19 protein-coding genes are annotated in these 23,553 nt (G+C 73.3%); 12 read left to right on the forward strand and 7 right to left on the reverse strand.

Annotation, left to right across the window (positions count from 1 at the left end; genetic code table 11):
* The first annotated feature begins 36 nt into the window (after window positions 1–36).
* The 5 genes from ACSJJR_RS04215 (at window position 37) to ACSJJR_RS04235 (ending at window position 3,835) form a co-directional block, all read left to right on the forward strand.
* Window positions 37–618, forward strand: a complete 582-nt coding sequence (locus tag ACSJJR_RS04215; RefSeq protein ID WP_435942229.1) for an ATPase — start codon at window positions 37–39, stop codon at window positions 616–618.
* Between the two features lie 37 nt (window positions 619–655).
* Window positions 656–1,234, forward strand: coding sequence for a YceD family protein (locus ACSJJR_RS04220; RefSeq protein WP_435942230.1), 579 nt, complete (start codon window positions 656–658; stop codon window positions 1,232–1,234).
* Window positions 1,234–2,019 carry a ribonuclease III gene (rnc, locus tag ACSJJR_RS04225; protein ID WP_435942231.1) on the forward strand — a complete coding sequence of 262 codons (786 nt, stop codon included), beginning with the start codon at window positions 1,234–1,236 and terminating at the stop codon, window positions 2,017–2,019. The genes ACSJJR_RS04220 and rnc overlap by 1 nt, the downstream gene beginning before the upstream one ends.
* A gap of 3 nt (window positions 2,020–2,022) precedes the next feature.
* Window positions 2,023–3,090, forward strand: a complete 1,068-nt coding sequence (mutM, locus tag ACSJJR_RS04230; RefSeq protein ID WP_435942232.1) for a bifunctional DNA-formamidopyrimidine glycosylase/DNA-(apurinic or apyrimidinic site) lyase — start codon at window positions 2,023–2,025, stop codon at window positions 3,088–3,090.
* Between the two features lie 91 nt (window positions 3,091–3,181).
* Window positions 3,182–3,835: a response regulator gene (locus ACSJJR_RS04235; RefSeq protein ID WP_435942233.1), complete on the forward strand. Its 654-nt coding sequence runs from the start codon at window positions 3,182–3,184 to the stop codon at window positions 3,833–3,835.
* A gap of 39 nt (window positions 3,836–3,874) precedes the next feature.
* Here ACSJJR_RS04235 and ACSJJR_RS04240 read toward each other — a convergent pair whose 3' ends face one another.
* The 5 genes from ACSJJR_RS04240 to ACSJJR_RS04260 form a co-directional block, all read right to left on the reverse strand.
* Complete coding sequence (locus tag ACSJJR_RS04240; RefSeq protein ID WP_435942234.1) at window positions 3,875–5,926, reverse strand: GAF domain-containing sensor histidine kinase; 2,052 nt, start codon at window positions 5,924–5,926, stop codon at window positions 3,875–3,877.
* Complete coding sequence (gene cydC / locus ACSJJR_RS04245) at window positions 5,923–7,797, reverse strand: thiol reductant ABC exporter subunit CydC (RefSeq protein WP_435942235.1); 1,875 nt, start codon at window positions 7,795–7,797, stop codon at window positions 5,923–5,925. Before cydC ends, ACSJJR_RS04240 begins: the two co-directional genes overlap by 4 nt.
* Entirely contained in the window at window positions 7,794–9,536 is a 1,743-nt protein-coding gene (cydD, locus tag ACSJJR_RS04250; RefSeq protein ID WP_435942236.1) for a thiol reductant ABC exporter subunit CydD, read from the reverse strand. Before cydD ends, cydC begins: the two co-directional genes overlap by 4 nt.
* A 193-nt stretch (window positions 9,537–9,729) precedes the next feature.
* Window positions 9,730–10,860 carry a cytochrome d ubiquinol oxidase subunit II gene (gene cydB, locus ACSJJR_RS04255; protein WP_435942237.1) on the reverse strand — a complete coding sequence of 377 codons (1,131 nt, stop codon included), beginning with the start codon at window positions 10,858–10,860 and terminating at the stop codon, window positions 9,730–9,732.
* Window positions 10,861–10,883: 23 nt separating this feature from the next.
* Window positions 10,884–12,380, reverse strand: coding sequence for a cytochrome ubiquinol oxidase subunit I (locus tag ACSJJR_RS04260; protein ID WP_435942238.1), 1,497 nt, complete (start codon window positions 12,378–12,380; stop codon window positions 10,884–10,886).
* 557 nt (window positions 12,381–12,937) lie between these two features.
* On the opposite strand from ACSJJR_RS04260, the gene ACSJJR_RS04265 reads away from it, so the two are divergent.
* The 7 genes from ACSJJR_RS04265 to ACSJJR_RS04295 all read left to right on the forward strand — a co-directional run bounded on the left by ACSJJR_RS04265 (window position 12,938) and on the right by ACSJJR_RS04295 (window position 21,328).
* Window positions 12,938–15,901, forward strand: a complete 2,964-nt coding sequence (locus ACSJJR_RS04265; RefSeq protein WP_435942239.1) for an Rne/Rng family ribonuclease — start codon at window positions 12,938–12,940, stop codon at window positions 15,899–15,901.
* 186 nt (window positions 15,902–16,087) lie between these two features.
* On the forward strand, window positions 16,088–16,405 hold the full coding sequence (gene rplU / locus ACSJJR_RS04270; RefSeq protein WP_435942240.1) for a 50S ribosomal protein L21: 318 nt from the start codon (window positions 16,088–16,090) through the stop codon (window positions 16,403–16,405).
* A gap of 50 nt (window positions 16,406–16,455) precedes the next feature.
* Window positions 16,456–16,713 carry a 50S ribosomal protein L27 gene (gene rpmA / locus ACSJJR_RS04275; protein WP_435942241.1) on the forward strand — a complete coding sequence of 86 codons (258 nt, stop codon included), beginning with the start codon at window positions 16,456–16,458 and terminating at the stop codon, window positions 16,711–16,713.
* Window positions 16,714–16,860: 147 nt separating this feature from the next.
* Complete coding sequence (obgE, locus tag ACSJJR_RS04280) at window positions 16,861–18,426, forward strand: GTPase ObgE (RefSeq protein WP_435942242.1); 1,566 nt, start codon at window positions 16,861–16,863, stop codon at window positions 18,424–18,426.
* A 5-nt stretch (window positions 18,427–18,431) separates the two neighbouring features.
* On the forward strand, window positions 18,432–19,574 hold the full coding sequence (gene proB, locus ACSJJR_RS04285) for a glutamate 5-kinase (RefSeq protein WP_435942243.1): 1,143 nt from the start codon (window positions 18,432–18,434) through the stop codon (window positions 19,572–19,574).
* Between the two features lie 68 nt (window positions 19,575–19,642).
* Window positions 19,643–20,974, forward strand: a complete 1,332-nt coding sequence (locus ACSJJR_RS04290) for a glutamate-5-semialdehyde dehydrogenase (RefSeq protein ID WP_435942244.1) — start codon at window positions 19,643–19,645, stop codon at window positions 20,972–20,974.
* 18 nt (window positions 20,975–20,992) lie between these two features.
* Window positions 20,993–21,328: a hypothetical protein gene (locus tag ACSJJR_RS04295; protein WP_435942245.1), complete on the forward strand. Its 336-nt coding sequence runs from the start codon at window positions 20,993–20,995 to the stop codon at window positions 21,326–21,328.
* A gap of 46 nt (window positions 21,329–21,374) precedes the next feature.
* On the opposite strand, the gene ACSJJR_RS04300 is transcribed toward ACSJJR_RS04295, so the two are convergent.
* Both ACSJJR_RS04300 and ACSJJR_RS04305 read right to left on the reverse strand, forming a co-directional pair.
* Complete coding sequence (locus ACSJJR_RS04300; protein ID WP_435942246.1) at window positions 21,375–22,040, reverse strand: response regulator transcription factor; 666 nt, start codon at window positions 22,038–22,040, stop codon at window positions 21,375–21,377.
* Window positions 22,037–23,506: a sensor histidine kinase gene (locus ACSJJR_RS04305; RefSeq protein WP_435942247.1), complete on the reverse strand. Its 1,470-nt coding sequence runs from the start codon at window positions 23,504–23,506 to the stop codon at window positions 22,037–22,039. Before ACSJJR_RS04305 ends, ACSJJR_RS04300 begins: the two co-directional genes overlap by 4 nt.
* Window positions 23,507–23,553 lie beyond the last annotated feature (47 nt).

The following is a 23,553-nucleotide window of genomic DNA, read 5'->3' on the forward strand; positions in this document are numbered from 1 at the left end:
AACGCACGACCACACGGAAGGACGACCCTCGTGACCATGAACGGACACGACGCCGGAGAGGAACTCCTGCGCATCCTCGACGAGCTCAGCACCCTCATCGCCAGCGCCCGCTCCATGCCGATGAGCGCCTCCGTCATCGTCAACCGGGAGGACGCGCTCGACCTCATCGACCGCGCCCGCTCCGCCGTCCCCAGCGCCGTGCACCAGGCCGAGGAGATCGTCGCCCAGGCCACCGCCGTCCAGGACCGCGGGCGTCAGGAGTCTGAGCGCATCGTCATGCGGGCCCAGGAGGAGGCCGAGCGCCTGGTCGCCGGCGAGACGGTCGTGCGCCTGGCCAATGACCGCGCCGACGCCATCATCGCCTCCGCAGAGGAGCGCGCCTCCTCGCTTCGCCACGGCGCGGACGACTACTCCGACCGCTCCCTGGCCGCGCTCGAGATCGAGCTCGGCAAGGTCCTGGACCAGGTCCGCACCGGGCGCGAGGTCCTGGCCGCCAGGCTGGCCCACGCCGACCCCTCCCAGCGCTGGGCGCAGCCCTCCGAGACGAGGCCGGAGGGCGGTGGGCGCAGGCGCGCCGGCTGGTCGGTCGACCCCTCCGCTGCGGCCTCCCAGCACTGACGGGTAACCTCGGCGACCTGGACCGACAGGAGGACTCGTGAGCACGCTCGTCATCGACATCGTTGACCTGCCCCGGCAGGTCGGCTCCGCCAAGGCCGTCCACCTCGACCTGGTGGCCCCCGAGGGCCTGGGGACCGAGGTCATCGGCGCAGCACCCGGCACCCCCCTCGTCATCGACGCCACCTTGACGAGCGTCGACGACGGCGTCCTCGTGCGCGGCGGGGCGCAGGCCCACGTCCACGCCGAGTGCGTGCGCTGCCTGCGTGACATCGACCAGGAGCGCCGGGTCTCCTTCGACGAGCTCTACTACCTGCCCGAGGCGGCCGCCGCCCAGCGTGCCGAGGGCGACGAGGAGGCCGACGACGTCTTCCTCCTGGGGGACACGAGCCTCGACCTCGAGCCGGCCCTGCGCGACGCCCTCGTCCTCGACCTGCCCTTGCGGCCGCTGTGCCGCGAGGACTGCGCCGGCCTGTGCCCGCACTGCGGGGAGAGGCTGGACGACCTTCCTGCCGGCCACCACCACGAGGTGCTGGACCCGCGCTGGTCCGCCCTGGCCGGGCTGCTGGGCGAGGACCCCGCCCCCGGCGGCGCGCCCGACGGCCAGGGGCAGGCCTGATGTCCCGCGGCTCCCAGAGGCGACAGGCCCCGCCCGCGCGCACCGACGTCGAGACCCTGGTCTACCGGTGGGGGCCCGCCATCGAGCCCGGGCTGCTCGAGCTGGCCCTCACGCACCGCTCCTGGGCGCACGAGAACGGCGGCCTGCCCACCAACGAGCGCCTGGAGTTCCTCGGTGACGCGGTCCTGCAGATCATCGTCACCGAGCGTCTCTACCGCGACCACCCGCAGGTTCCCGAGGGACAGCTCGCCAAGATGCGTGCCGCCACCGTCTCCGAGCCCGCGCTGGCCTCGGTGGCCCGGGACCTGGGCCTGGGGGAGTTCATCCGGCTCGGCCGGGGTGAGGCCCTGTCCGGCGGCCGGGACAAGGACTCGATCCTGTCCGACACCCTTGAGGCGCTCATCGGCGCCACCTACCTCACCCAGGGGCTGGAGCCCACGCGCGAGGTCGTCACCCGGCTCGTCGCCCGCCTGCTCGAGGCCGCTCCCTCACGCGGCGCCGGCCTGGACTGGAAGACGAGCCTGCAGGAGCTGGCCGCCGTCCACCGCCTGGGAGCGCCCTCCTACGAGGTCACGAGCGAGGGCCCCGAGCACGCGCTCGTCTTCACCGCCTCCGCCGCCCTTGAGGGGCAGGTGCGCGGCACGGGCACCGGCCCCTCGAAGAAGGTCGCCGAGCACGCGGCCGCCGAGGTCGCCTACGCCACCATCCTCGCCTCCCACGGCGACGGTGGCCTCACGATCCCCGGTGCCACGCAGGCCCTGCGCGCCGACCTGGGGCTCGGCTGAGCCGTGCCGGAGCTGCCCGAGGTTGAGTCCGTGCGCGCCGGCCTGGCGCGCCACGTCGTCGGACGCACCGTCACCGCCGTCGAGGTGTTTGACCCCAGGCCCCTGCGCCGCCAGAAGGGCGGTGCAGAGGCCTTTGTGCGCGCCCTGACGGGGCGTGTGCTCACCGCGGCGGTCAGGCGCGGCAAGCTCATGTGGCTGCCGCTCGACGACGCAACCGCCCTGAGCGCCCACCTGGGGATGAGCGGTCAGCTCCTCGTGCGCGCCACCGCACCGAGCGGCGGCGCCCGGCCCGCGCCAGACCCGTCGCAGTACCTCGCCGCCCCCGGCGAGGTGCCTGTGGACCTCACGGCGACGCGGGCACCCAGCCTGGTGCGAGACCTGTCGGTGCGCCCGCGCCACCTGCGCGTGCGCCTGAGCCTGTCCGGGCGCGAGGGCGACCCCGGGTGGGGGCGCTGCGGCACCGACGGCCCTGCCGGCGTGGGCGGGCCAGCCCTCGACCTGGTCGATCAGCGCATGCTCGGCGGCCTGCACCTGACCAGGCTCGTGCCCACCGACGACGGCGGGCCCGGCGGCCAGGGCTCGGCGCAGGCCCTTGTGCCCGAGGACGCCACGCATATCGCGCGTGACCTGCTCGACCCGTACCTGGACCGCACGGCGGTGGTGGAGCGGATGTGCTCGTCCTCGCGCGCCGTCAAGAGCCTGCTCATGGACCAGTCGGTCGTCTCCGGGGTGGGCAACATCTACGCGGACGAGGGCCTGTGGGCCGCCCGCGTGCACGGCCTGCGCCAGGGCCGTGCGCTGGGGCCGCGGGTCACCGCCCGTGTGCTGGAGGAGACCTGCGCCGTCATGCGGCGGGCGCTGGCAGCCGGGGGCACGAGCTTTGACGCCCTCTACGTCGACGCCGAGGGGGCGGCGGGCTTCTTCGCCCGCAGCCTGGCCGCCTACGGGCGCCAGGGACAGCCCTGCCGGCGCTGCGGGACGCCTCTGCGCACCGAGGCCGTCGGGGGCCGCAGCCACACGAGCTGCCCGCGCTGCCAGACGCGCCCGCGCACGCGGCGTCGGCCAGCCTGACCGGCGCACGGCACGTGGCTCCGTGAGCAGCAGGGCCCCGCCGGGCGCGGGTCGTGAGACGTTGGTCCCCGGCGCTGGTAGTCTCGTCGGCATGCCGATCCCCTCCGCCTCCGAGCAGGTCCGTGTGATGATCGTGGACGACCACGAGATCGTCCGCCGCGGTATCGCCGAGATCATCGACCGTGCCGATGGCCTCGACGTCGTCGCGGAGGCCGGCTCCCGCGCGGAGGCCGTGCGTCGTGCCGAGCTCATGCGCCCCGACGTCGTCCTCGTTGACCTCCAGCTGCCCGACGGCACCGGCATCGAGCTCATGCATGACCTCGCCGAGGCGGCCCCCGACGCCCTGCCCATCGTCCTGACCTCCTTCGACGACGACGAGGCCCTGGCGGAGGCGCTTGAGGCCGGTGCGCGCGCCTACCTGCTCAAGACGGTCCACGGTGCGGAGATCTCCGACGTCGTGCGTGCCGTCGCCTCCGGCCGCGTGCTGCTCGACGAGCGCACCGTCACCCGGCGCCGCGCCGACCACGACGACCCGACTGCTGAGCTGACCAACGCCGAGCGCAAGGTCCTCGAGCTCATCGGCGACGGCATGTCGAACCGTGAGATCGGTGAGCGCCTGGGCGTCGCCGAGAAGACCGTGAAGAACCACATCACCTCGCTGCTGGCGAAGATGGGCCTGCAGCGGCGCACCCAGGTGGCCGCCTGGGTGGCCGGCCAGCGCGCCTCCGGCTGGCGCAACAACTGAGTCCGGCCCGCCACCTCGGCGGCCCGGACCCGCGTCGGCTCAGTGGGGGTCGGCCTGTACCTGCCAGGGCACCGGTGCGAGCGGGCGTGGCCTCAAGGGCTCGGGCCGGTCGGGACGCTCCAGCGGCACCCGCCAGGTGAAGCACGTCCCGCGCCGCTCGCCGTCGGACCTCGCCCGCGGGCCGATGACGAAGGATCCCCCGTGACGGCGGGCCCTCTCGGCCATGTTCGCCGTGCCGGAGCGGCGCGTCACCCTCGGGTCCACGCCCACGCCGTCGTCACGGCAGACGATCTCCACCACGGGCTCACCCGTGTAGGGGGCCCAGTCGCCGGAGGCCTGGTCACCGCGTGCCGCCTGGGACGAGGTGACCGGCAGCGCCCCCCACAGCTTGACGTCCACGGTCACCGAGGAGGCGTGCGCGTGCCGCGCCACGTTGCTCAGGCCCTCACGCACCACAGCCACCATGTCATCCGCGATCGCCGGGTCCACCGCCGCGTCCACCGCCGCGATGAGCTCGTCCTCCTCCTCGCGGTCCGCCTGGGCCAGCCCACGCCCGTCCACGCTCAGCAGCAGGGAGGGCGCGTAGCCCAGCGAGGTGCGTGCCAGTGAGGCCTCGCGGCGCAGCCGCTCGACGACGCTGGCGTCCTCGTCCCGGTCGCGCAGGGAGCGCACGATCGAGCGGATCTGGCTCACGGAGTCGTCCACGGCGGCGAGGGCGGCGTCCAGGGCACGGCACACGGCCTCGGCGTCCACTCCGCCCGCTGTCCCCTGCCGGAGCCGGTCGCGCTCAGCGGTGATGCGCATCCCGGTGGCGAAGAGCTGCTGGATGGCGAGGTCGTGCAGGTCCCGGCCGATCCGGGCGCGCTCGTCCAGCAGTGTCGCCACCTCCTGCGCGTGCTGGGCGTCCGCCAGCTCGAAGGCCATCGTCGCCTGGCCCGCGACCAGCTCCGCGATCGCCAGGTCCTGCTCGGTAAAGGGGGGAGCCCCCTGCTGGCGCAGCAGGAGCATGACCCCCACGTCACGGCCCCGGTGGATCATCGGCGCGTACAGGGCGGGACCGAAGCCGGCCAGGGCGGGCACGGCCAGCTCCTGGGCCTGCCAGGCCTCGGCCAGCGACTCCACCAGGACGCCCTCCTGGCGCACGAGAGTCTGGCGTGCGCGGCCCTCGGGGGGGAAGCAGGTCCCGATGAGCTCGGGGCCGTGGTTGCCGTCGGCGATCTCGCACACCCACGTGTCCCCGACGCCCGGCAGCACGAGGGCGGAGGTGTCCGCGTGCGCGACCTGACGGATGCGCTGGGCGATGAGGGTGAAGGCGTCGTCCTCCTGCGCGCCGGACAGCAGCATCGTCGTCAGCTCCTGGGACACGGCCATCCACTTCTCACGGCTGCGCGCCTGACGGTACAGGTGCGCGTTCTCGACGGCGACGCCCGCCGCCTGCGCCAGCGTGAGGACGGCGGTGACCTCTGCCTCCCCGAAGCCCCCGGGGCGGTCGCACAGGTACAAGCGCCCGTAGACCTGGCCGTGGGCGCGCAGCGGTGCGGACAGGACCGAGCCGGGGACCTCGCCCTCGATGGCCCCGGTGAAGGCCGTGGTGGCGGCGAGCTCGTTGACGACGACGACCTCGTCCTCCCCGGCGGGCACGGTGAGCATCGACTCCAGGTGGTCGGGTGTGGCCGTGGCCGGGCCCACGGTGACGGGCTCGGTCTGGCGCCCGGTGGAGCGTGAGCGGCCCCGCACGGCGATCGTGCCCCAGGCCGCGCCGGTGATGGAGCAGGCTGACTCGACCAGACGGCGCAGCGCGTCGGGCACCTGCAGCGAGCTCGTCAGGCTCAGTGCGGCACGCAACAGCTCGACGGTGGAGTCCTCCAGGACGGGGGCGCTGCCACCGCCCGCGCGCGTCGAGCCGAGGCAGTCGGTGTGGACCGCGTAGGCGACGGGTCCCACGCCGGCCGGGTCGTCAGGGCTGACGCCGGAGGGCACGTGGAGGCCGAGGAGGTCCTCGTCCTCTCCCGCGCCGGGGAAGGGGGCCAAGGGCGTGTGGGGGTCCCGCTGTGGTGGCAGGCCGGCGCCCGTCGTGGCTGGGTGCGTCATGAGCCTGCCTCCTGGGTGTCGTGCCCCGCGAGGGGGCTGAGGTCCTCCTGCGCCAGGCCCTCCTGTGCCAGGGACCAGGCGTAGGCCGCGTTGCGCTCGCGCAGCTCGTCGTGCCTGCCCCGGTCGGTGACGGTTGCGGGCGCCTGCGGGTCCTGGCCGTCGGCGTGCGCGAGGACGATGACCTCGTCGGCCCCTGCCAGGGCGCTCAGGCGGTGCGTGACCACCAGGACCCCACGGCGTGCCCCGGCGGTGGCCTCCGGCGGGTCCTCGTGGGCCGTGGCGAGCAGGCTGCTGACCAGGCGGTCGGCGGTGCCCGGGTCCAGGTGCTCGGCGGGCTCGTCCAGCATCATGAGCCCGGCGGGCGAGCACAGGGCACGCGCCAGCAGGAGGCGGCGCCGCTCGCCGCCGGAGACGCCCTGACCGCCCTCGCCGAGCATGGTGCCCAGGCCCTGCGGCAGCGCCCGGTACCAGTCCTCCAGCCCAGCGGCGGCCAGACTGGCCTCGGCGGCAGGGGGGTCGAGCCGGCCCCAGGCCACGCGCAGGTTCTCCAGGACGGTGGTGGAGAAGACGTGGGCGTCCTCGGTGGTGACGCTCAGCTGCTCGTGCACCTGGCCGCGCGGGGCGGACCAGACGGGCACGCCGTCGAGCTCGACGCAGCCCGCCCTGGGCTCGAGCAGCCCTGCGAGCGTGTACAGCAGGGTGGTCTTGCCGATGCCGGAGGGGCCGGCGAGCGCGAGGCTGCGCCCGGGCCGCAGCTCGAGGTCGATACCCTCGGCGACGACGGGGCCGCCGGGCCAGCCCACCGCCAGGCCGCGGGCGCGCAGGAGCGGGCCCACGGCCTGGCGCTGCGGGGGCAGCGGCGTCACCGGGGCCATGGCCTCACGGGAGGCCTCGGCCGACTCCACGAGCTCGATGACCCGCACCGCGGCTCCGGCCGAGGTGACGAGCTGGACGCTGGCGGGGCCCAGGGCCGCGGTGGCCTCGAAGGCGGACAGGGGCAGCAGCGTGATGACGGCGAGCCACACGGGTGGCAGCACGCCGCTGCTCACCGCGGGCAGGCCCACGAGGATGCTGCCGATGACGGACAGGCCCATGGCCAGGGCGTCCACGGCGGCGGCAGCCGCCGCGGGCCGGGCGGCACGGTCGCGGGCCGCCGCCATGCGGGCCTCGGTGCGGTCCAGGGTGTCCATGACCTCGCCCATGCGTCCGGAGACGCTCAGCTCGGCTCCGTCCTCGAGGACGGTGAGGCAGGAGGCGGCCAGGTCGGTGGCCTCCTCCTGGCGGGCGAGCTCGGCGGCGCGGGCCGCCCGCATGGTCATGAGCGGCCCGCCCAGCCCGGCGAGCAGGAGGCAGGCGGCCAGGACGAGGCCGGCGGGCCAGTGGATGAGGCCGACGACCAGGCTCGTGAGCACGGCGACGGTGGTGGCGACGGCGGCGGGCAGGTAGGCGCGCACGACGAGGTCACCCACACGATCGACGTCGGCCCCCACCCGGGCGAGCACGTCACCTCGGCGCAGAGCGGCGACGGTGTCGGCGCGCGAGGAGGCCAGGACCTCGTAGACGCTGGTGCGCAGGGCGTTCATGCCGCGCAGGGCCGTGTCGTGCGAGACGAGGCGCTCGCAGTAGCGCAGCAGGGAGCGTGAGACGCCGAACAGGCGCACGAGGACGGGAGCCACGCCCAGGGCGACGACCTCGTTGGTCAGCGAGGCGCGCGCGATGAGCCAGGCGGCCACACCGGACAACGCGATGGCTGAGACGAGGCCGAGCGCACCGGTGAGGACGGACAGGGCGAAGCGACCGCGGTCCAGCCCGAGCATCCGCGTGGCCCGGTGCAGGGCGTGGCGCTCGGCGGGGGTCAGGACGAGGCTCATCGCGAGGTCTCCTTCCGGGCCGTGGGGGGCACGTGCGCGTCGGTGCCGTCCCCGCCGGGAGCATCCTGCTCGAGCGGGGCGCTGGAGACGGTGATGACGTCGTCGGCGACGGCGAGCAGGGCGCTGCGGTGGGCGATGACGACGACGGTGCGGCCTGCCGAGCGCAACGCCTCGACGGCGTCAACGACGTGGGCCTCGCTGGCGGCGTCGAGGTGGGCCGTGGGCTCGTCGAGCACGACGAGCGGGGTGCGCTCGATGAGGGCGCGGGTCAGGGCCAGACGCTGACGCTGCCCGACGGACAGACCGACCCCTGCCTGCCCGACGCGCTGGTGCCAGCCGCCGTCGAGGCCGGCCACCACCTCGTCCAGGCCGCAGGCGCGGGCGGCGGCGCGCAGGGCCGGGTCGTCCTCGGCGCCGGGGCGCCCGGCGGCCTCAGGGCCCAGGACGTTGTCGAGGACCGTCCCGGGCACGATGGCAGGGCGCTGGGGCACCCAGGTGACCTGCTCCCACCAGGAGGCGGGGTCGATGTCGGCCAGGCACGTGCGGGTGCCGTCGGCTGCGAGGACGCTCACGCCGCCGCGGTCCGGCTCGAGCAGGTGCAGCAGGACCTGGGAGGTGGTGGTCTTGCCCGCCCCGGAGGGACCGGCCAGGGCGGTGAGGCGTCCGGGGCGGATGGTCGCGGTGAGGCTGCTGGGGGCCCAGGAGCCGCGGGCGCGCACGCCGAGGCCCTCGATCTCGAGGCTCGCCCCCGTCAGGTCCGGGGCGAGGCGTGACCCGCGAGGCGGCAGAGGAGTGGCGAGGACGGCGAAGACGGCGTCGGCGGCGGCGGCGCCGTTGGCGGAGGCGTGGAACTGGAAGCCGACCTGGCGCAGGGGCTGGTAGACCTCGGGGGCGATCATGATGACGAGCAGGCCCGTGGCGAGGTCGAGGTGGCCGAACAGGAGCCGGAAGCCGACCTCGACGGCGATGATGGCCACGGACAGGGTGGTGAGGAACTCCAGGACCGCGCCGGACAGGAAGGCGACGCGCAAGGTGGCCATGGTGGTGCGGTTGTAGGCGCTGCCGAGCTCCTTGACGCGCCGGCCCGGCCCGATCTCACGCCCGAAGGCCTTGAGGGTGGGCAGCCCGGCGATGAGGTCGAGCACCTGTGACCCCAGCCGCTCCATGGCCTCGAGACGGTCCTTGGAGTGACGCTCCGTGAGCCTGCCGATGAGGATCATGAAGACCGGGATGAGCGGCATGGTCAGGACCACGACGACGGTGGAGGCGAGGTCCTGCAGGAGCATGACGAGGCCGAGCAGGGGAGTGGCGGTGGCGGCGAGCAGCAGCTGGGGCAGGTAGCGCGTGAGGTAGGGCTCGAGGTCGTCCAGGCCGCGGGTGAGCAGGGTGGCGGTCTCGCTGGCGTGCTCGGCCTGCCAGCGGGGGCCGAGCACGGCGGCGTGCTCCAGGACCTGGCGGCGCAGCTCGATGGTGGTGCCGACGGCGGCGCGGTGGGCGCGGGCCTCCTGCAGGTGCAGGACGCCGGCGCGGGCCAGGACGACGGCGGCGAGGGCCCCGACGAGGGGCAGGACCTGGCCGGCGTCGGTCTGCGCGGTGATGACGGGGGAGATGATGCGGGAGATGAGCCACGCCTGGGCGATGACGAGCAGGGACAGGACCAGCCCGCTCAGGGCGGTGGACACGATGTATCGCCGGGCGGTGCGCGCGTGGCGCATGAGACGGGGGTCCAGGGGCTTCACCCGCTCAGGATAGTGGGATGGGACGCTGGTCCCAGGACCTGGTGGCCGTGTGGGCGGTGGCCAGGCGCCCGACAGGGCCGGCGAGGGCAGGGGCCGTGACGGCGAGGACCCGTCGGACGCGTGTGCGTCCGACGGGTCCTCGCGGTGTCCGGAGTGGTCCCGGCCGTGTGCCCGTGTGGGGCCCGGGCCCCGGTCAGTACCCGATGACGGCCTCGGGCTGGCGGGAGTCACGCACCTGGGTGGGGTGCAGGCCGCCCTCGTCGGGGTTGATCTCCTCGGCGTTGATGCGCCGGGAGAAGACCTTGTAGCCCCAGACCGTGTAGAAGAGCACGACCGGCACGAAGATGACGGCCGCGACCGTCATGATGACGAGGGTCGTGTCGGTGCTGGCGGCCTGGGAGATCGTCAGCGAGTAGGCGTCGTCGATGGACGAGCGCATGACGTTGGGCGCCATGGCGGAGAAGATGAAGACCACCGCGAAGGCGATGCCCACGAAGTGCAGGGCGAAGGCCCAGCCCTGACGTCCCTGCCAGCTCGTCCACAGCGAGGCGAGGAGGCCTGCGGCGGCGAGCACGAGCGGCAGCCAGGCCAGGGCGTTGAGGGAGTAGGCGAGCTGGGCCCACAGGGCCCACACGGCGCACACGAGCGTCGAGGCGATGCCGGAGCGGCGGGCGAAGGCCTCGGCGCGCCTGGAGAGGTCGCCGGCGGTCTTGAGGGCGGTGAACAGGGCGCCGTGGGTGAGGAACAGCAGGCAGGTGACGGCCCCGCCCAGGAGGGTGAAGGGCGTCAGGAGGCTGAGGAAGCCACCGGTGATCTGGTGAGAGGCCCCGCGGACGAGCTCACCACCGATCTCGGAGGCGGGCACGACGGCGCCGGTGGCGGTCTCGACGACCTCGATCTGCATGCCCTGGACCAGATTGGCGAAGGCGGCGCCCCACAGGACGGCGGGCAGCCAGGTGGCCACCGTGTGGATCCAGTCCCAGCCGTCGCGCCAGCGCTGGGAGTTGATCTTGGGGCGCCACTCGATGGCGCACACGCGCACGATGAGGCACAGCAGGATGAGGAACAGGACGAGGTAGGCGCCGGAGAAGAGGGTGCCGTACCACTCGGGGAAGGCTGCGAAGGTGGCGCCACCGGCGGTGAGGAGCCAGACCTCGTTGCCGTCCCAGTGGGGGCCGATGGTCCCCAGCATGGCGCGGCGCTCCCTCTCGTTGCGCCCGAGGATCCTCAGGAGCATGCCGACTCCAAAGTCGAAGCCCTCGAGGGCGAGGTAGCCGACCCACAGGATCGCGATGAGGATGAACCAGAGGATGGAGAGCGTCATGGTGTGTTCTTTCTTCTCTCGGCTCAGTACTCGAAGGACAGGACGGGGGCCTGGGCTCCCGTGGCACCGGCCGTCTCCACGGCCGCCACGGACTCCTCGGTCTGGGTGCGCACGCCCTCACGGACGTAGCGCCGCAGGAGCACGAACCACACGACGCCCAGGGCCGCGTACAGCAGCGTGAAGATGACCATCGAGGCCAGGACGGTGCCGGCGGAGACGGCGGTGGACACTCCGCCGAGGGTGAGCATGTAGACCTCGTTCATGGGGTCGCCGAGGTTGGGCACGACGACCCAGGGCTGGCGCCCGATCTCGGTGAAGATCCAGCCGAAGGTGCAGGCGAGGTAGGGCAGGGCGATGGACCACAGGGCGGCGGTCCCCAGCCGGGTGTCGGTGATGAGACGGCCCTTGCGGGTGAGCCACAGGGTCAGGGCGCCGATGGCGATGGACAGGCTGCCCAGGCCGATCATGAGGCGGAAGGACCAGAAGGTGGTCATGACGTCGGGGGTGTAGTCCACGCCCTCGCCGTAGAGCTCCTCGTACATCTCCTGGGCGTCGTTGAGGCCCATGACCTCGGCGCCCGGGTTGTTGGTGGCCAGGAAGGAGTAGACGTAGGGCACCGAGATGAAGCGGAAGGTGGAGTCCTCGTCGTCGCCGATGGCGATGAGCGTGAAGGGGGCGCCCTCCTCGGAGTTGTACAGGCCCTCGGCGGCGGCCATCTTGGCGGGCTGCTCCTCGGCGACGACCTGTCCCATGGAGTGGCCGGTGCCGGCCGCGAGCAGGCCGGCGATGACCATGGTGACCGCGCCGAAGCGGGTCATGCGGCGCCAGGTCTCGCGGGCCTCGTAGCCCTGGTCCGCGCGGGCAGCCTTGACCATCCACCAGACCGACACGCCCAGCATGAGGGCTCCGGCGGTCAGCAGCGAGGAGGTGATCGTGTGGGCGAAGGTGTGCAGGAAGATGCTGTTGGTCAGGACAGCGAAGAAGCCGCCGATCCCGTCGAGCTCGGCGCGGCCGGTCTCGGGGTTGAGGACGGTGCCGACGGGGTGCTGCATCCAGGAGTTGGCCGCGAGGATGAAGGCGGCCGAGAGGTTGGTGCCCAGGGCGACCATCCAGATGCACAGGTTGTGCAGGCGTCCGGACAGGCGGTCCCACCCGAAGATCCACAGCCCGAGGAAGGTGGACTCCATGAAGAAGGCGAGCAGGGCCTCGAAGGCGAGGGGGGCGCCGAAGATGTTGCCGACGAAGCGGGAGTACTCGGACCAGTTCATGCCGAACTGGAACTCCTGGACGATGCCCGTGGCGACGCCGAGGGCGAAGTTGATGAGCAGGATCTTGCCGAAGAACTTCGTGGCGACGCGCCACTGCTCGTTGCCCGTGCGCAGGTAGAGGGTCTCCATGAGCGCGACGAGCGGTGACAGACCGATGGTCAGGGGGACGAGGATGAAGTGGTAGACGGTCGTGATGCCGAACTGCCATCGAGCGAGCTCAAGGGCGTCCAGCGCCATCGGTGCAGTGACCATCGGCGCCACCTTTCGGGGTAGGTGATGAGACAGATAAGAAAAGTGGTGGCATGAGCCACGAGGGATAAGGTCAGTGTATGCCGTCACTGACGGCCTGTCGTGAAAGAACGGGCCCCTTGAGGGTGTCAACCGCACGAGAAAGGGTCCGGGCGGGGTGCGAGGTGACACACCTGCCCCGGACGTCAGGAACGGCCGTGCGGCGGGCGGCTGGAGGCCGTCCGGGCTGTTGTGACGGCGCTCGCCGGGCCCGTCGCCCCGGGCAGCCACCAGGGCCGGGGCAGCGGCCTGGTGCCGTGACGGCGGCACGTGTGTGATACTCGGACCGGCCCCGGGTGCTGCGTACCGGCTCCCGGTGTCCGGACCTCAGGGTCCACCCCGTCCGGGAACCTTGCGCCGCCGTGAGCGCTGCTGCGGTCCCGTCTCGTGCGGGTGGCCCAGGCCCGGCGCCGTCAGGCGCACACACAGGCTTTTCCTGCTCCCTGCACCAGGGAGCACGAGCGCACCGCGCGCCCGAGGGTACGGCGGGAGCAGCGGTGCCCCGGAGAGTGCGACGCACTATGACGTCCCCCACGACACCCGACCAGTCCCTCGAGCCCACTGAGGGCGAGACCGTCGGGCCTGCCGCCGAGCAGGCTCCCACCGCCGAAGCAGCGCCCAGGGCGCGCCGTCGCCGCGCGACGTCCCGGACAACTACCCCCGCCGCTGCCCCCGAGACGGCGGCCCCCGAGGCGCCCGCCGACGCCGCTGCCCCCGAGACGGCGGCCCCCGAGGCGACGGCAGACGCCCCTGCCAAGGCGCCAGCGCCCAAGCGCGCCTCGCGCCGTCGGCGGGTCACCGCGGCCCAGACGGCGCCCGCGGCCGCACCGCAGGCCGTGGAGGTCCCGGTGGCGCCGGCAGTTCCGTCCACGGGTGGACAGGGGGCTGACGAGCCCGAGGTGCCGGCCCCACACGCGGAGGGCGCCGAGGACGAGGGCACCTCCTCCAGCACCGGCCCCGCCGAGGACACCGACGGTGCCGACGGCGCCGAGGCTTTAGAGGCCGAGCAGGCTGAGGACACCACCGAGGCCGATGAGGACCAGGGCCCGCGCCTGCCCGCCGCCTCCCTCCTCTTCCAGGCCCCCGACCCCTCCCGCGCCCGCCGCCGTCGTAAGGTGACGGCCGTCCAGGCGGCCCCCGCGGCCGCCCCCGAGGTCGAGGCTGATGGCCCTGTGGCAGCCGCCGGGCGGGACGACGAGCAGGACCAGGAGCCGTCCGTCACTGCCGCTGCCCCCCGAGCCCGCCGTCGCCGCAAGGTCACCGCCGCCCAGGCCACCCCCGGCACCGCTCCCGCCCCGCAGGAGCCGGCGGCCGCGGAGCCTGTGGACACCGACCCCGCCGAGGCCGGTCGGGCCGGGGCTGCGGAGCCTGAGGAGGCCGCCTTAGAGGAGGCCCGGCCCCGGCGTGCGCGCCGTGGCCGTGGACGCCGCGCACGCACCCAGGACGCCGACGCCGCCCAGACCGCGCAGGACACCGAGCCCGCCCTCGCCGACGACACTGAGGAGACTGCCGACGAGCAGACGGAGGACCCCGAGGCTCCCGAGGCCGCCGAGGCTGCGGACACCACCGAGGCGGGGCACCGCAAGCGCCGCCGCGGCGGTCGTGGACGCCGCTCGCGCTCGCGCTCCGACGAGGCCGCTGAGGCCGTCGAGGGCTCCGACCCCGAGCCCGCTGAGGACGCCGAGCCCGAGGCCGATGCCACCGGCGGGACCGACGCCGACGCGCAGGATGAGACCGCCTCCGGCTCACGCCGTCGCCGTCGTCGCCGCTCGCGCTCCACCCGCGCGGAGGCCGGCCGTGAGGGGCGCGACGTGCGCGACGAGGTCACGGCCCTCAAGGGCTCCACCCGGCTGGAGGCCAAGCGCCAGCGCCGCCGTGAGGGGCGCGCTGCCGGACGCCGTCGCCCCATCGTCACCGAGGCCGAGTTCCTGGCCCGCCGGGAGAGCGTGGACCGGCAGATGATCGTGCGCGAGCAGGACGGCCTCAACCAGATCGCCGTCCTCGAGGACGGGCTCCTCGTCGAGCACTACGTCGCCCGACGGACCCAGACCTCCATGGTCGGCAACGTCTACGTCGGACGCGTCCAGAACGTCCTGCCCTCGATGGAGGCTGCCTTCGTCGACCTCGGCAAGGGCCGCAACGCCGTCCTGTACGCCGGTGAGGTCAACTGGGACGCGGCGGGCATGGAGGGCAAGCCGCGCCGCATCGAGGACGCCCTCTCCAGTGGCGACACCATCCTCGTGCAGGTCACCAAGGACCCCATCGGTCACAAGGGCGCCCGCCTGACCAGCCAGATCACCCTGGCCGGCCGCTACCTCGTCCTCGTGCCCGGTGGCACGATGACCGGCATCTCCCGCAAGCTGCCGGACACCGAGCGCGCCCGCCTGAAGAAGATCCTCAAGAAGATCGTCCCCGACGCCGCCGGGGTCATCGTGCGCACCGCCGCCGAGGGCGCCAGCGAGGAGCAGCTGACCGCCGACGTCGAGCGCCTGCTCGCGCAGTGGCAGGCCATCGACACGAAGGCCACACGGGTCCTGTCCGGCTCTGGCAAGGCCCCCGTCCTGCTCAAGGGCGAGCCCGAGCTCGCCGTGCGCGTCGTGCGCGACGTGTTCAACGAGGACTTCCGCTCACTGGTGGTCCAGGGCACGGAGACCTGGGCCACCATCAGGGACTACGTCACCGAGCTCAGCCCGGACCTGGCCGACCGGCTCGAGCACTGGGTGAGCCCGGAGGACGTCTTCAGCGCCCACCGCATCGACGAGCAGCTCGCCAAGGGCTTCGACCGCAAGGTCTGGCTGCCCAGCGGGGGCACGCTCATCATCGACCGCACCGAGGCCATGACGGTCATCGACGTCAACACGGGCCGGTTCACCGGCGCCGGCGGCACGCTCGAGGAGACCGTCACCCGCAACAACATCGAGGCGGCCGAGGAGATCGTCCGTCAGCTGCGCCTGCGCGACATCGGCGGCATGGTGGTCATCGACTTCGTTGACATGGTCCTGGAGTCCAACCGCGACCTCGTGCTGCGCCGCCTGGTCGAGTGCCTGGGGCGCGACCGCACCCGCCACCAGGTCACGGAGGTCACGAGCCTCGGCCTGGTGCAGATGACCCGCAAGCGTGTGGGCCAGGGGCTCGTCGAGGCCTTCTCGACACCCTGCGACTGCTGCGGCGGGCGCGGCTTCATCGTCCACTCCGAGCCGGTGGAGAACCAGCAGGCGGACCTCAGCGCCTCCGCCGCGCGCTCATCGGGACGCGGGCGCGGCCGCAAGGCCGCCGCTGAGGCCACCGCGCCCAAGGCGTCTGGCAAGGGCACCTCGCGCCGCCGGGGCAAGGAGGACGCCGACGACGTCATCGACGGCCAGACCCGTGCGGCCGTGCGCGGCGCCCTCGCCCAGATCGCCGCCGCCGCGGAGAACGCCCACAAGGAGGCGGAGCAGGCCCCCGAGGAGGGTTCCACCGAGGCCGCTGCCGCCGAGCAGGAGTGAGGGGCGCCGCCCCTGTGGTGCCCGCCTCCGTGCGGAAGACCACAGGGGCGGCGGGCCCGACGGAGTTGGACCGGCCTGCACGATCGCATACAGTGGTCCGCCGGTGCGCTTTGCACCATGCCAAGGAGACAGCCCTGCGGACGGCCCGCCGTCCACGGACGGGGCTGTCCGAAGATTTCGACAGAGATGAGCATTCAAGTGGTCTACGCGATCGTCAAGGCCGGCGGCCGTCAGGAGAAGGTCTCCGTCGGCGACGTCGTGGTTGTCGACAAGCTCGCCGGTGAGGTGGGCGACGAGGTCACCCTCGCCCCCGTCATGCTGGTGGATGGCGACAAGGTGACCGCTGGAGCCGACGTGGCTCAGTCCTCCGTCACGGCCGAGATCGTCGGTGACGAGAAGGGCCCCAAGATCAACATCCTCAAGTTCAAGAACAAGACGGGCTTCCGCAAGCGCCAGGGTCACCGCGCCCAGCTCACGGCCGTCAAGGTCACCGCGATCAAGTGAGCGCCCTCGGGGCATCCTGAACGCACCAGCTCGAGAGAAAGAAGCCTGATATGGCACACAAGAAGGGTCTTGGCTCCTCCCGTAACGGCCGTGACTCGAACGCTCAGCGTCTCGGCGTCAAGCGCTTCGGCGGCCAGTACGTCGGCGCCGGCGAGATCATCGTCCGCCAGCGCGGCACCCACTTCCACCCCGGCACGAACGTCGGCCGCGGCAACGACGACACCCTGTTCGCCACCGCCGCCGGCAACGTCGAGTTCGGCACCTTCCGCGGCCGCAAGGTCGTCAACGTCGTGCTCCCCGAGGCCTGAGCCTCCAGCACACCACGGCATCCGCGAGGGCGAACGGCTTCGGCCGTCCGCCCTCGCGCTGTAGCAGCGCCCCGCCGTAGCGCCACGGCCGTCCCGTGACGGGGCCGGCCCCGACCCCCGTCACGCGTCCAGCCCAGGAGACGAGACATGCCCAGCTTCATCGACCGAGTGGTCCTTCACGTCGCCGGTGGCGACGGCGGCGACGGCTGCACGTCCATCCACCGCGAGAAGTTCAAGCCGCTGGCCGGACCCGACGGCGGGGACGGCGGGCACGGCGGTGACGTCGTCCTCGTCGCCGACCCCCAGGTCACCACCCTCCTGAGCTACCACCGCTCACCCCACCGCAGCGCCGGCAAGGGCACGCCCGGCATGGGGGACTGGCGTCGCGGCGTAGACGGCGCGGACCTGCGGCTGCCTGTCCCCGAGGGCACCGTCGTCAAGGACCGCGACGGCACCGTGCTGGCCGACCTCGTCGAGCCGGGCGCCACCTATGTCGCCGCGGCGGGAGGCACGGGCGGCCGCGGCAACTTCTCCCTGGCCTCCTCCAAACGGCGTGCCCCCGGCTTCCACCTTCTCGGTGAGCCGGGCGAGCGGCGAGACGTCGTCCTCGAGCTCAAGACCATTGCGGACGTCGCGCTCGTGGGCTACCCGAGCGCCGGGAAGTCCTCCCTCATCGCCGCGATGAGCGCTGCCCGCCCCAAGATCGCCGACTACCCCTTCACCACGCTCGTGCCCAACCTCGGGGTCGTCGAGGCGGGCGAGTCGCGCTACACGGTCGCGGACGTCCCGGGCCTCATCCCCGGTGCCTCCGAGGGACGCGGACTGGGCCTGGAGTTCCTGCGCCACATCGAGCGCTGCGCCGTCATCGTCCACGTCCTGGACTGCGCCAGCCTCGACTCCAGCCGCGACCCGCTGGCGGACCTCGACACCATCGAGGCCGAGCTCGCCGCCTACAGCACCCGGCTCGGGCAGGAGGAGAACGACCCGGCCCGCACCGGGCGCCTGCCCCTCATGGAGCGCCCGCGCGTCGTCGTGCTCAACAAGGTGGACGACCCCGACGGCGCGGCCATGGCCGAGATGGTGCGCGCCGACGTCGCCGCGCGCGGCCTGCCGGTCTTCGCAGTCTCCGCCCTGGCCCGCACCGGGCTGCGCCCGCTCAGCTTCGCCCTGGCCGCCCTCGTCGAGCAGGCCCGCCGAGACGCCCCCGCCGCCCTGGAGCCCGTGCGCGAGGTCATCCGCCCCGCCGCCGTCGCCCGCCGTACCCCGGAGGTGGTCGCCAACGTGCACCGCATCCACTACCCGGGGGAGGGGGAGGTCTTCCAGGTGCGCGGGGACAAGCCGGAGCGCTGGGTGCGCCAGACAGACTTCACCAACAACGAGGCGGTCGGCTACCTCGCGGACCGCCTGGCCACCGCAGGGGTCGAGACCGAGCTCGTCAAGGCCGGCGCCCACGCCGGTGACAGTGTGCTCATCGGCGAGGTCGAGGGCGGGGTCCTGTTCACCTGGGAGCCCACCGTCACCGCCGGTGCCGAGCTCCTGGGCGCCCGGGGCACCGACGTGCGGGTGGAGGACTACCACCGCCGCACCAACGTCGAGCGCCGTCGCCAGTACCACGCGTCCATGGACGCCAAGGAGGCCGCCCGCCAGCAGCTGCGCGACGAGGCCGCCGAGGGGCTGTGGACGGACGCCTCGAGCTGGGACCAGCAGGACTGAGCGCCATGACCGCCCCCGGGACCCGCCCCGCCCACCTTCCCCAGGGCGCGAGGATCGTCATCAAGATCGGCTCCTCCTCCCTCACGCGCGCCGACGGCGGGCTCGACCTCAACCGCATCGACGTCATCTCGTCGCTGGCCGCCAGGCTGCGCGCACGCGGTCACGACGTCGTCCTCGTCGCCTCCGGGGCCGTGGCCGCCGGACTGCCGACCCTGGGCATGGCCCAGCGCCCCACCGAGCTGCGGCTGCTGCAGGCCGCGGCCAGCGTGGGCCAGAGCCGCATCATGGGGCGGTGGGAGGCCTCCATGAGCGTGCACGGCCTGGTCGCCGCCCAGGTGCTGCTCACCGCCCACGACGTGGCCGTGCGCGAGCACTACCGCACCGTGCGAGAGACCTTCGACGCGCTGCTGTCCATGGGGGCCGTGCCGGTCGTCAACGAGAACGACGCCGTGGCCAACACCGAGTTCAACCTCGGCGACAACGACCACCTGGCGGCGCTGGTGGCGCACCTGGTGGCCGCCGACGTCCTCATCCTGCTCACCGACGTCGATGGCCTGTGGACGGCCCGCCCGGGATCCGCCGGGGCGAGGCCGATCCGCCTCGTGACGGACCCTGCCCAGCTGGCCGGGGTGGACGTCACGGGACGCGGCTCCTCACTGGGCACCGGGGGGATGCGCACGAAGGTCCAGGCCGCCACCCTCGCCTGCAGCTCGGGCACCGCCACCATCATCGCCTCGGCGGCCGACGTCGTCGAGCTCCTCGGCGGCCAGCAGGTCCCGCAGGACATGGGCACGTGGTTCCTGCCGACGGGGCCGCACCGGCCCTCCAGGCGCCTGTGGATGGCGCACGCCTCCCTGCCCCAGGGCAGGGTCCTGGTGGACGACGGTGCCGCCCGGGCGGTGACGGTCGGCAAGAAGTCCCTGCTGCTGCCCGGCGTCGTCGGCGTGGACGGCGACTTCGAGTCCGGCTCCGTCGTCGAGGTCGTCGGCGCGGCGGGACTGCTCGCCCGCGGCATCTGCCGCTACTCGGCGGCCGACCTGCGCGAGGTGCTCCAGGCGCGCCGCGACGGGGCTGGCGCGCCCGACCACGTCACCCCCGTCATCCACCGCGACGACCTCGCCGAGCTGCCCCGCACCACCCGGGGCTGAGGGCCCGGCGCGTCCGTGATCCGGGCGGCCCCCTCCGGCCGGTGACGGCCCTCACCTAGAGTGCAGCCATGACACACGACGCCACCAGCCAGACGACGGGTCGCCCGGTGCCCACGGACGAGGCCGCGCGCGCCGCCCAGCTCGTCACCGAGGTCGCCACCGCCGCCCGCCGGGCGCAGCGCCAGCTCGCCCCGCTCACCCGCCAGGACAAGGACGCCGCTCTGCACGCCCTCGCGGACGCGCTCGTGGAGGCCACCGACCGGGTCCTGGCCGCCAATGCTGAGGACCTGGCCCGAGCCCGCGAGCGAGGCATGAGCGAGGGCCTCATCGACCGCCTCGCCCTCGACGCCGGCCGCGTGGCCGCCGTCGCCGGCGCCGTGCGCGACGTCGCCGCCCTGCCGGACCCGGTCGGCGAGATCGTGGACGGCCAGAGGCTGCCCAACGGGCTGCGCGTGCGACGCCGGCGCGTGCCCATCGGCGTCGTCGGCATGATCTACGAGGCCAGGCCCAACGTCACGGTGGACGTCGCCGCCCTGGCCCTGAAGTCCGGCAACGCCGTCGTCCTGCGTGGCGGAAGCGCCGCCGAGGCCACCAACGCCGTCATCGTCGAGATCCTGCGCGCGGCGCTGGCCGGCTGCGGCCTGAGCCCCGACCTCGTGGCCACGGTGGACCCGGCCGGACGCCCCGGCGCCACCGCCCTCATGCGGGCCCGGGGGCTCGTCGACGTCCTCGTCCCCCGAGGCGGCGCCGGGCTCATCAAGGCCGTCGTCGAGTCCTCCCAGGTGCCGGTCATCGAGACCGGCTCAGGCAACTGCCACGTCTACGTCGACGCCTCCGCGGACCTGGACGACGCCGTGCGCATCATCATCAACGCCAAGACCCAGCGGGTGGGCGTGTGCAACGCCGCCGAGACCCTCCTCGTCCACGAGGACGTCGCCGAGGCCTTCCTGCCCCGCGCCGCCCGGGCCCTGTGGGAGCGCGGCGTCACCCTCCACGCCGACGACGCCGTCCGCGCCCTGCTCGCGGCGCCCGGCACCGAGGGTGCCCTCGTGGCCGCCACCGAGGAGGACTGGGCCACCGAGTACGGCAGCCTCGACCTGGCCGTGCGCGTCGTCACCGACGTCCACGAGGCCACTGAGCACGTGCGCCGCTACTCCACCGGCCACACCGAGGCGGTCCTCGCCCAGGACCTGCGCGTGGTCAACGCCTTCACCGCGGGCGTTGACTGCGCCGTCGTCATGGTCAACGCCTCCACGCGCTTCACCGACGGCGGCCAGCTGGGCCTGGGCGCCGAGCTGGGCATCTCCACCCAGAAGCTCCACGCCCGCGGCCCCATGGGCCTGGCGGCGCTGACGACCACCCAGTGGGTTGTCGAGGGCGACGGGCACGTGCGCCCGTGAACGGATGAGGGGGAGCGCGTGACACGCCTGGTACGCACCCGCGGACGCCTCATCGCCGTCCTGACCATCGTCGTGGCCTCCATCCTGCTGGTGTGGCTCGCCTCGGTGGTGCTCGGCTCGCGCACCGGGGCGGGCACCAGACCGGGTATCGACATGACCACCCCGGCTCCCGCACCCTCGGTCACCGCGACGCCCACCGCACCTGAGGACGTCGCCCCGACGGGGCAGGAGACGGCCGCACCCACTCAGGCCCCCGTCGTCAACGACCCTCAGGCCCCGGCCCAGCCCGCCTCACCTGCCGACGACGACGTCGATGACGACACCGACGACGACGTCGATGACGACCACGACTGAGCGACGCCGGGTCCCCCGCAGGCGCCGACGCCGAACGGCGACCGGCTCACACGAGCCGGTAGCCCATGCCGCGGACGTTGAGGATCCGCTCCTTGCCGATCTTGCCCCTGAGGTAGGACACGTAGACCTCGACCACGTTGGAGCCGGGGTCGAAGTCGTAGCCCCACACCGTGCTGAGCAGCTGCTGCCTGCTGAGCACCTGACCGGGGTGACGCATGAAGGTCTCAGCGAGGGCAAACTCGCGGGCGGAGAGCTCGACGGCGGCCCCCGAGACCTCCATGACCCGTCTGCGCAGGTCCAGGACCAGGCCGTCGTGGCTCAGGCGCATGGGATCGGAGGCGCCCACCACGGCCTCGTCGCGCAGCCGCAGCCGCACCCGGGCGAGGAGCTCCTCGAAGGAGAAGGGCTTGGGGACGTAGTCGTCCGCGCCCGACTCCAGGCCCTTGACCCGGGCCGCCACCGAGGAGCGGGCGGTGAGCATGATGACCGGCACGCGCACACCCTGGCCCCGGATCTGCTCCAGGACGGTGAACCCGTCGACGTCCGGCAGCCCGACGTCGAGGATGATGAGGTCCGTCTCGCCGCTGACCGCCAGGCTGATGGCCTCGGTGCCCGAGGCCGTGGCCTCAGCGCTGAAGCCGGCGGCCTTGAGGCCCTTGAGCAGGAAGGAGGCGATGCGCGGCTCGTCCTCGACCACCAGGATGCGGCTCATAGGAGGTGCCCCCTCGTCGTGCGGGTCCCCGACGGCGTGCTGTGACTCTGCCCGTACGGTATCCGAATCGTGAACCGTGAACCGGCTCCGGCGACCGAGCTGATGTCCAAGGTGCCGTGGTGGGCGCCGACGATGTTCTCGACGATGCTCAGGCCCAGGCCCGAGCCGGTGGACATGCGCTTGGCGGCGGTGCCGCGCCAGAAGCGCTGACGCACCAGCTCCAGCTCCTCGGGCGCGATGCCGATCCCCTCATCCGTCACCCACAGGAGGAGCTCGGTGTCCGTCGCCCGTGACCCCAGGGTGACGCGCGTGCCGGCATCCGAGTACTTCACGGCGTTGGCGGCCAGCTGCAGCCAGGCCTGGCTCAGGCGCTGGGGGTCCAGCTCGCGCACGGCGGTGGTGGTCTCCTGAAGGACCCACACGCGCGGGCCCAGGACCTGCGCCTTGTCGAAGACGCTTGCGGTCAGCTCGCCCACGTCGGTGGGCTTGGGGAGGAAGGAGTCGGTCCCGGTGGTCCTGGCCAGCTCGAGCAGGTCGTTGGCCATCGCGCCCATACGGTCGAGCTCCTCGATGGCCAGGGTACGGGTGCGGCTGACGTCATCGGCGTCCGTGGGATCGAGCAGCTCGAGGTGACCGCGGACGATGGTGATGGGGGTGCGCAGCTCGTGCCCGACGTCGTCGAGCATGGCGCGCTCGGCCTCGACCGAGCGCTGGACCCGGTCCAGCATCCGGTTGACGGCCCGCGCCAGGACGCCCAGGTCGTCGCGTCCGCGCACGGGAACCCGTGTGCTCAGGTCCTGGGGGCCGATCGACTCGGTGGCGGTGCGCAGCTCGCCGATGGGTGCCAGGAGCCGCTCCAGGACGAACCAGGCCAGCGCGGTCACCAGGGCGACGGTGAAGACTGCGGCCACGGCGTACATCACCATGGTGCGACGCAGTGAGGCCTCGGCGGTGCCCAGGTCGATGACATGCGCCAGCGCCGCCTGGTTCGTGCCGTCTCGCAGCGGCACGACCATGACCCGGTAGGTGCTCTGGGCGGTGCGCACGGTTGTCGTGGTCGAGTCCCTCGCCGTGCTCAGGACGGCGAGGCGCTCGATGAGCTGCGGGTCCTCCTGGGGCCGGCGGTTGGTCGAGGCGGAGGAGAAGAAGGCGCTGAGGCTCTCGCCGTCGAAACCCAGGACGCTCTCGCCGGCACCAACCACGGACTGCCGGATGTAGGTGCGCACCACGCTGGAGGCGTCGGTGAGGACCTGCCCGGTGCCGGGGTCGATCCCGGCGGCCGCCAGCTGCTCGAGCCTCTGGCGGCCGCGGTCGAGCTGCTCGTCGATGTCCGCGTGCAGTGTCTGGCGTCCGAGCACCCACACGATGCCCCCGCAGGTGAGCAGGGCGATGCTCGACACCAGGATGATGGCGGCCATGACCCGTACACCGACGGTGGCCGAGGGCTTGATGTGCTCGACGTCCACGTCGCTAGTGTGCCCGCCATGGCCGGTTAACGGTGCCATGGGCGGGC

Source organism: Actinomyces sp. W5033, from assembly GCF_051303165.1.

Excerpts from the sequence above, each read along its gene's own strand:
- ACSJJR_RS04300 (WP_435942246.1), bottom strand. The coding sequence starts at position 22,040 with ATGAGCCGCATCCTGGTGGTCGAGGACGAGCCGCGCATCGCCTCCTTC.
- ACSJJR_RS04215 (WP_435942229.1), top strand. The coding sequence starts at position 37 with ATGAACGGACACGACGCCGGAGAGGAACTCCTGCGCATCCTCGACGAG.
- ACSJJR_RS04265 (WP_435942239.1), top strand. The coding sequence starts at position 12,938 with ATGACGTCCCCCACGACACCCGACCAGTCCCTCGAGCCCACTGAGGGC.
- rpmA (WP_435942241.1), top strand. The coding sequence starts at position 16,456 with ATGGCACACAAGAAGGGTCTTGGCTCCTCCCGTAACGGCCGTGACTCG.
- proB (WP_435942243.1), top strand. The coding sequence starts at position 18,432 with ATGACCGCCCCCGGGACCCGCCCCGCCCACCTTCCCCAGGGCGCGAGG.
- rnc (WP_435942231.1), top strand. The coding sequence starts at position 1,234 with ATGTCCCGCGGCTCCCAGAGGCGACAGGCCCCGCCCGCGCGCACCGAC.
- ACSJJR_RS04260 (WP_435942238.1), bottom strand. The coding sequence starts at position 12,380 with ATGGTCACTGCACCGATGGCGCTGGACGCCCTTGAGCTCGCTCGATGG.
- ACSJJR_RS04240 (WP_435942234.1), bottom strand. The coding sequence starts at position 5,926 with ATGACGCACCCAGCCACGACGGGCGCCGGCCTGCCACCACAGCGGGAC.
- cydC (WP_435942235.1), bottom strand. The coding sequence starts at position 7,797 with ATGAGCCTCGTCCTGACCCCCGCCGAGCGCCACGCCCTGCACCGGGCC.
- ACSJJR_RS04290 (WP_435942244.1), top strand. The coding sequence starts at position 19,643 with ATGACACACGACGCCACCAGCCAGACGACGGGTCGCCCGGTGCCCACG.
- rplU (WP_435942240.1), top strand. The coding sequence starts at position 16,088 with ATGAGCATTCAAGTGGTCTACGCGATCGTCAAGGCCGGCGGCCGTCAG.
- ACSJJR_RS04235 (WP_435942233.1), top strand. The coding sequence starts at position 3,182 with ATGCCGATCCCCTCCGCCTCCGAGCAGGTCCGTGTGATGATCGTGGAC.
- cydB (WP_435942237.1), bottom strand. The coding sequence starts at position 10,860 with ATGACGCTCTCCATCCTCTGGTTCATCCTCATCGCGATCCTGTGGGTC.
- obgE (WP_435942242.1), top strand. The coding sequence starts at position 16,861 with ATGCCCAGCTTCATCGACCGAGTGGTCCTTCACGTCGCCGGTGGCGAC.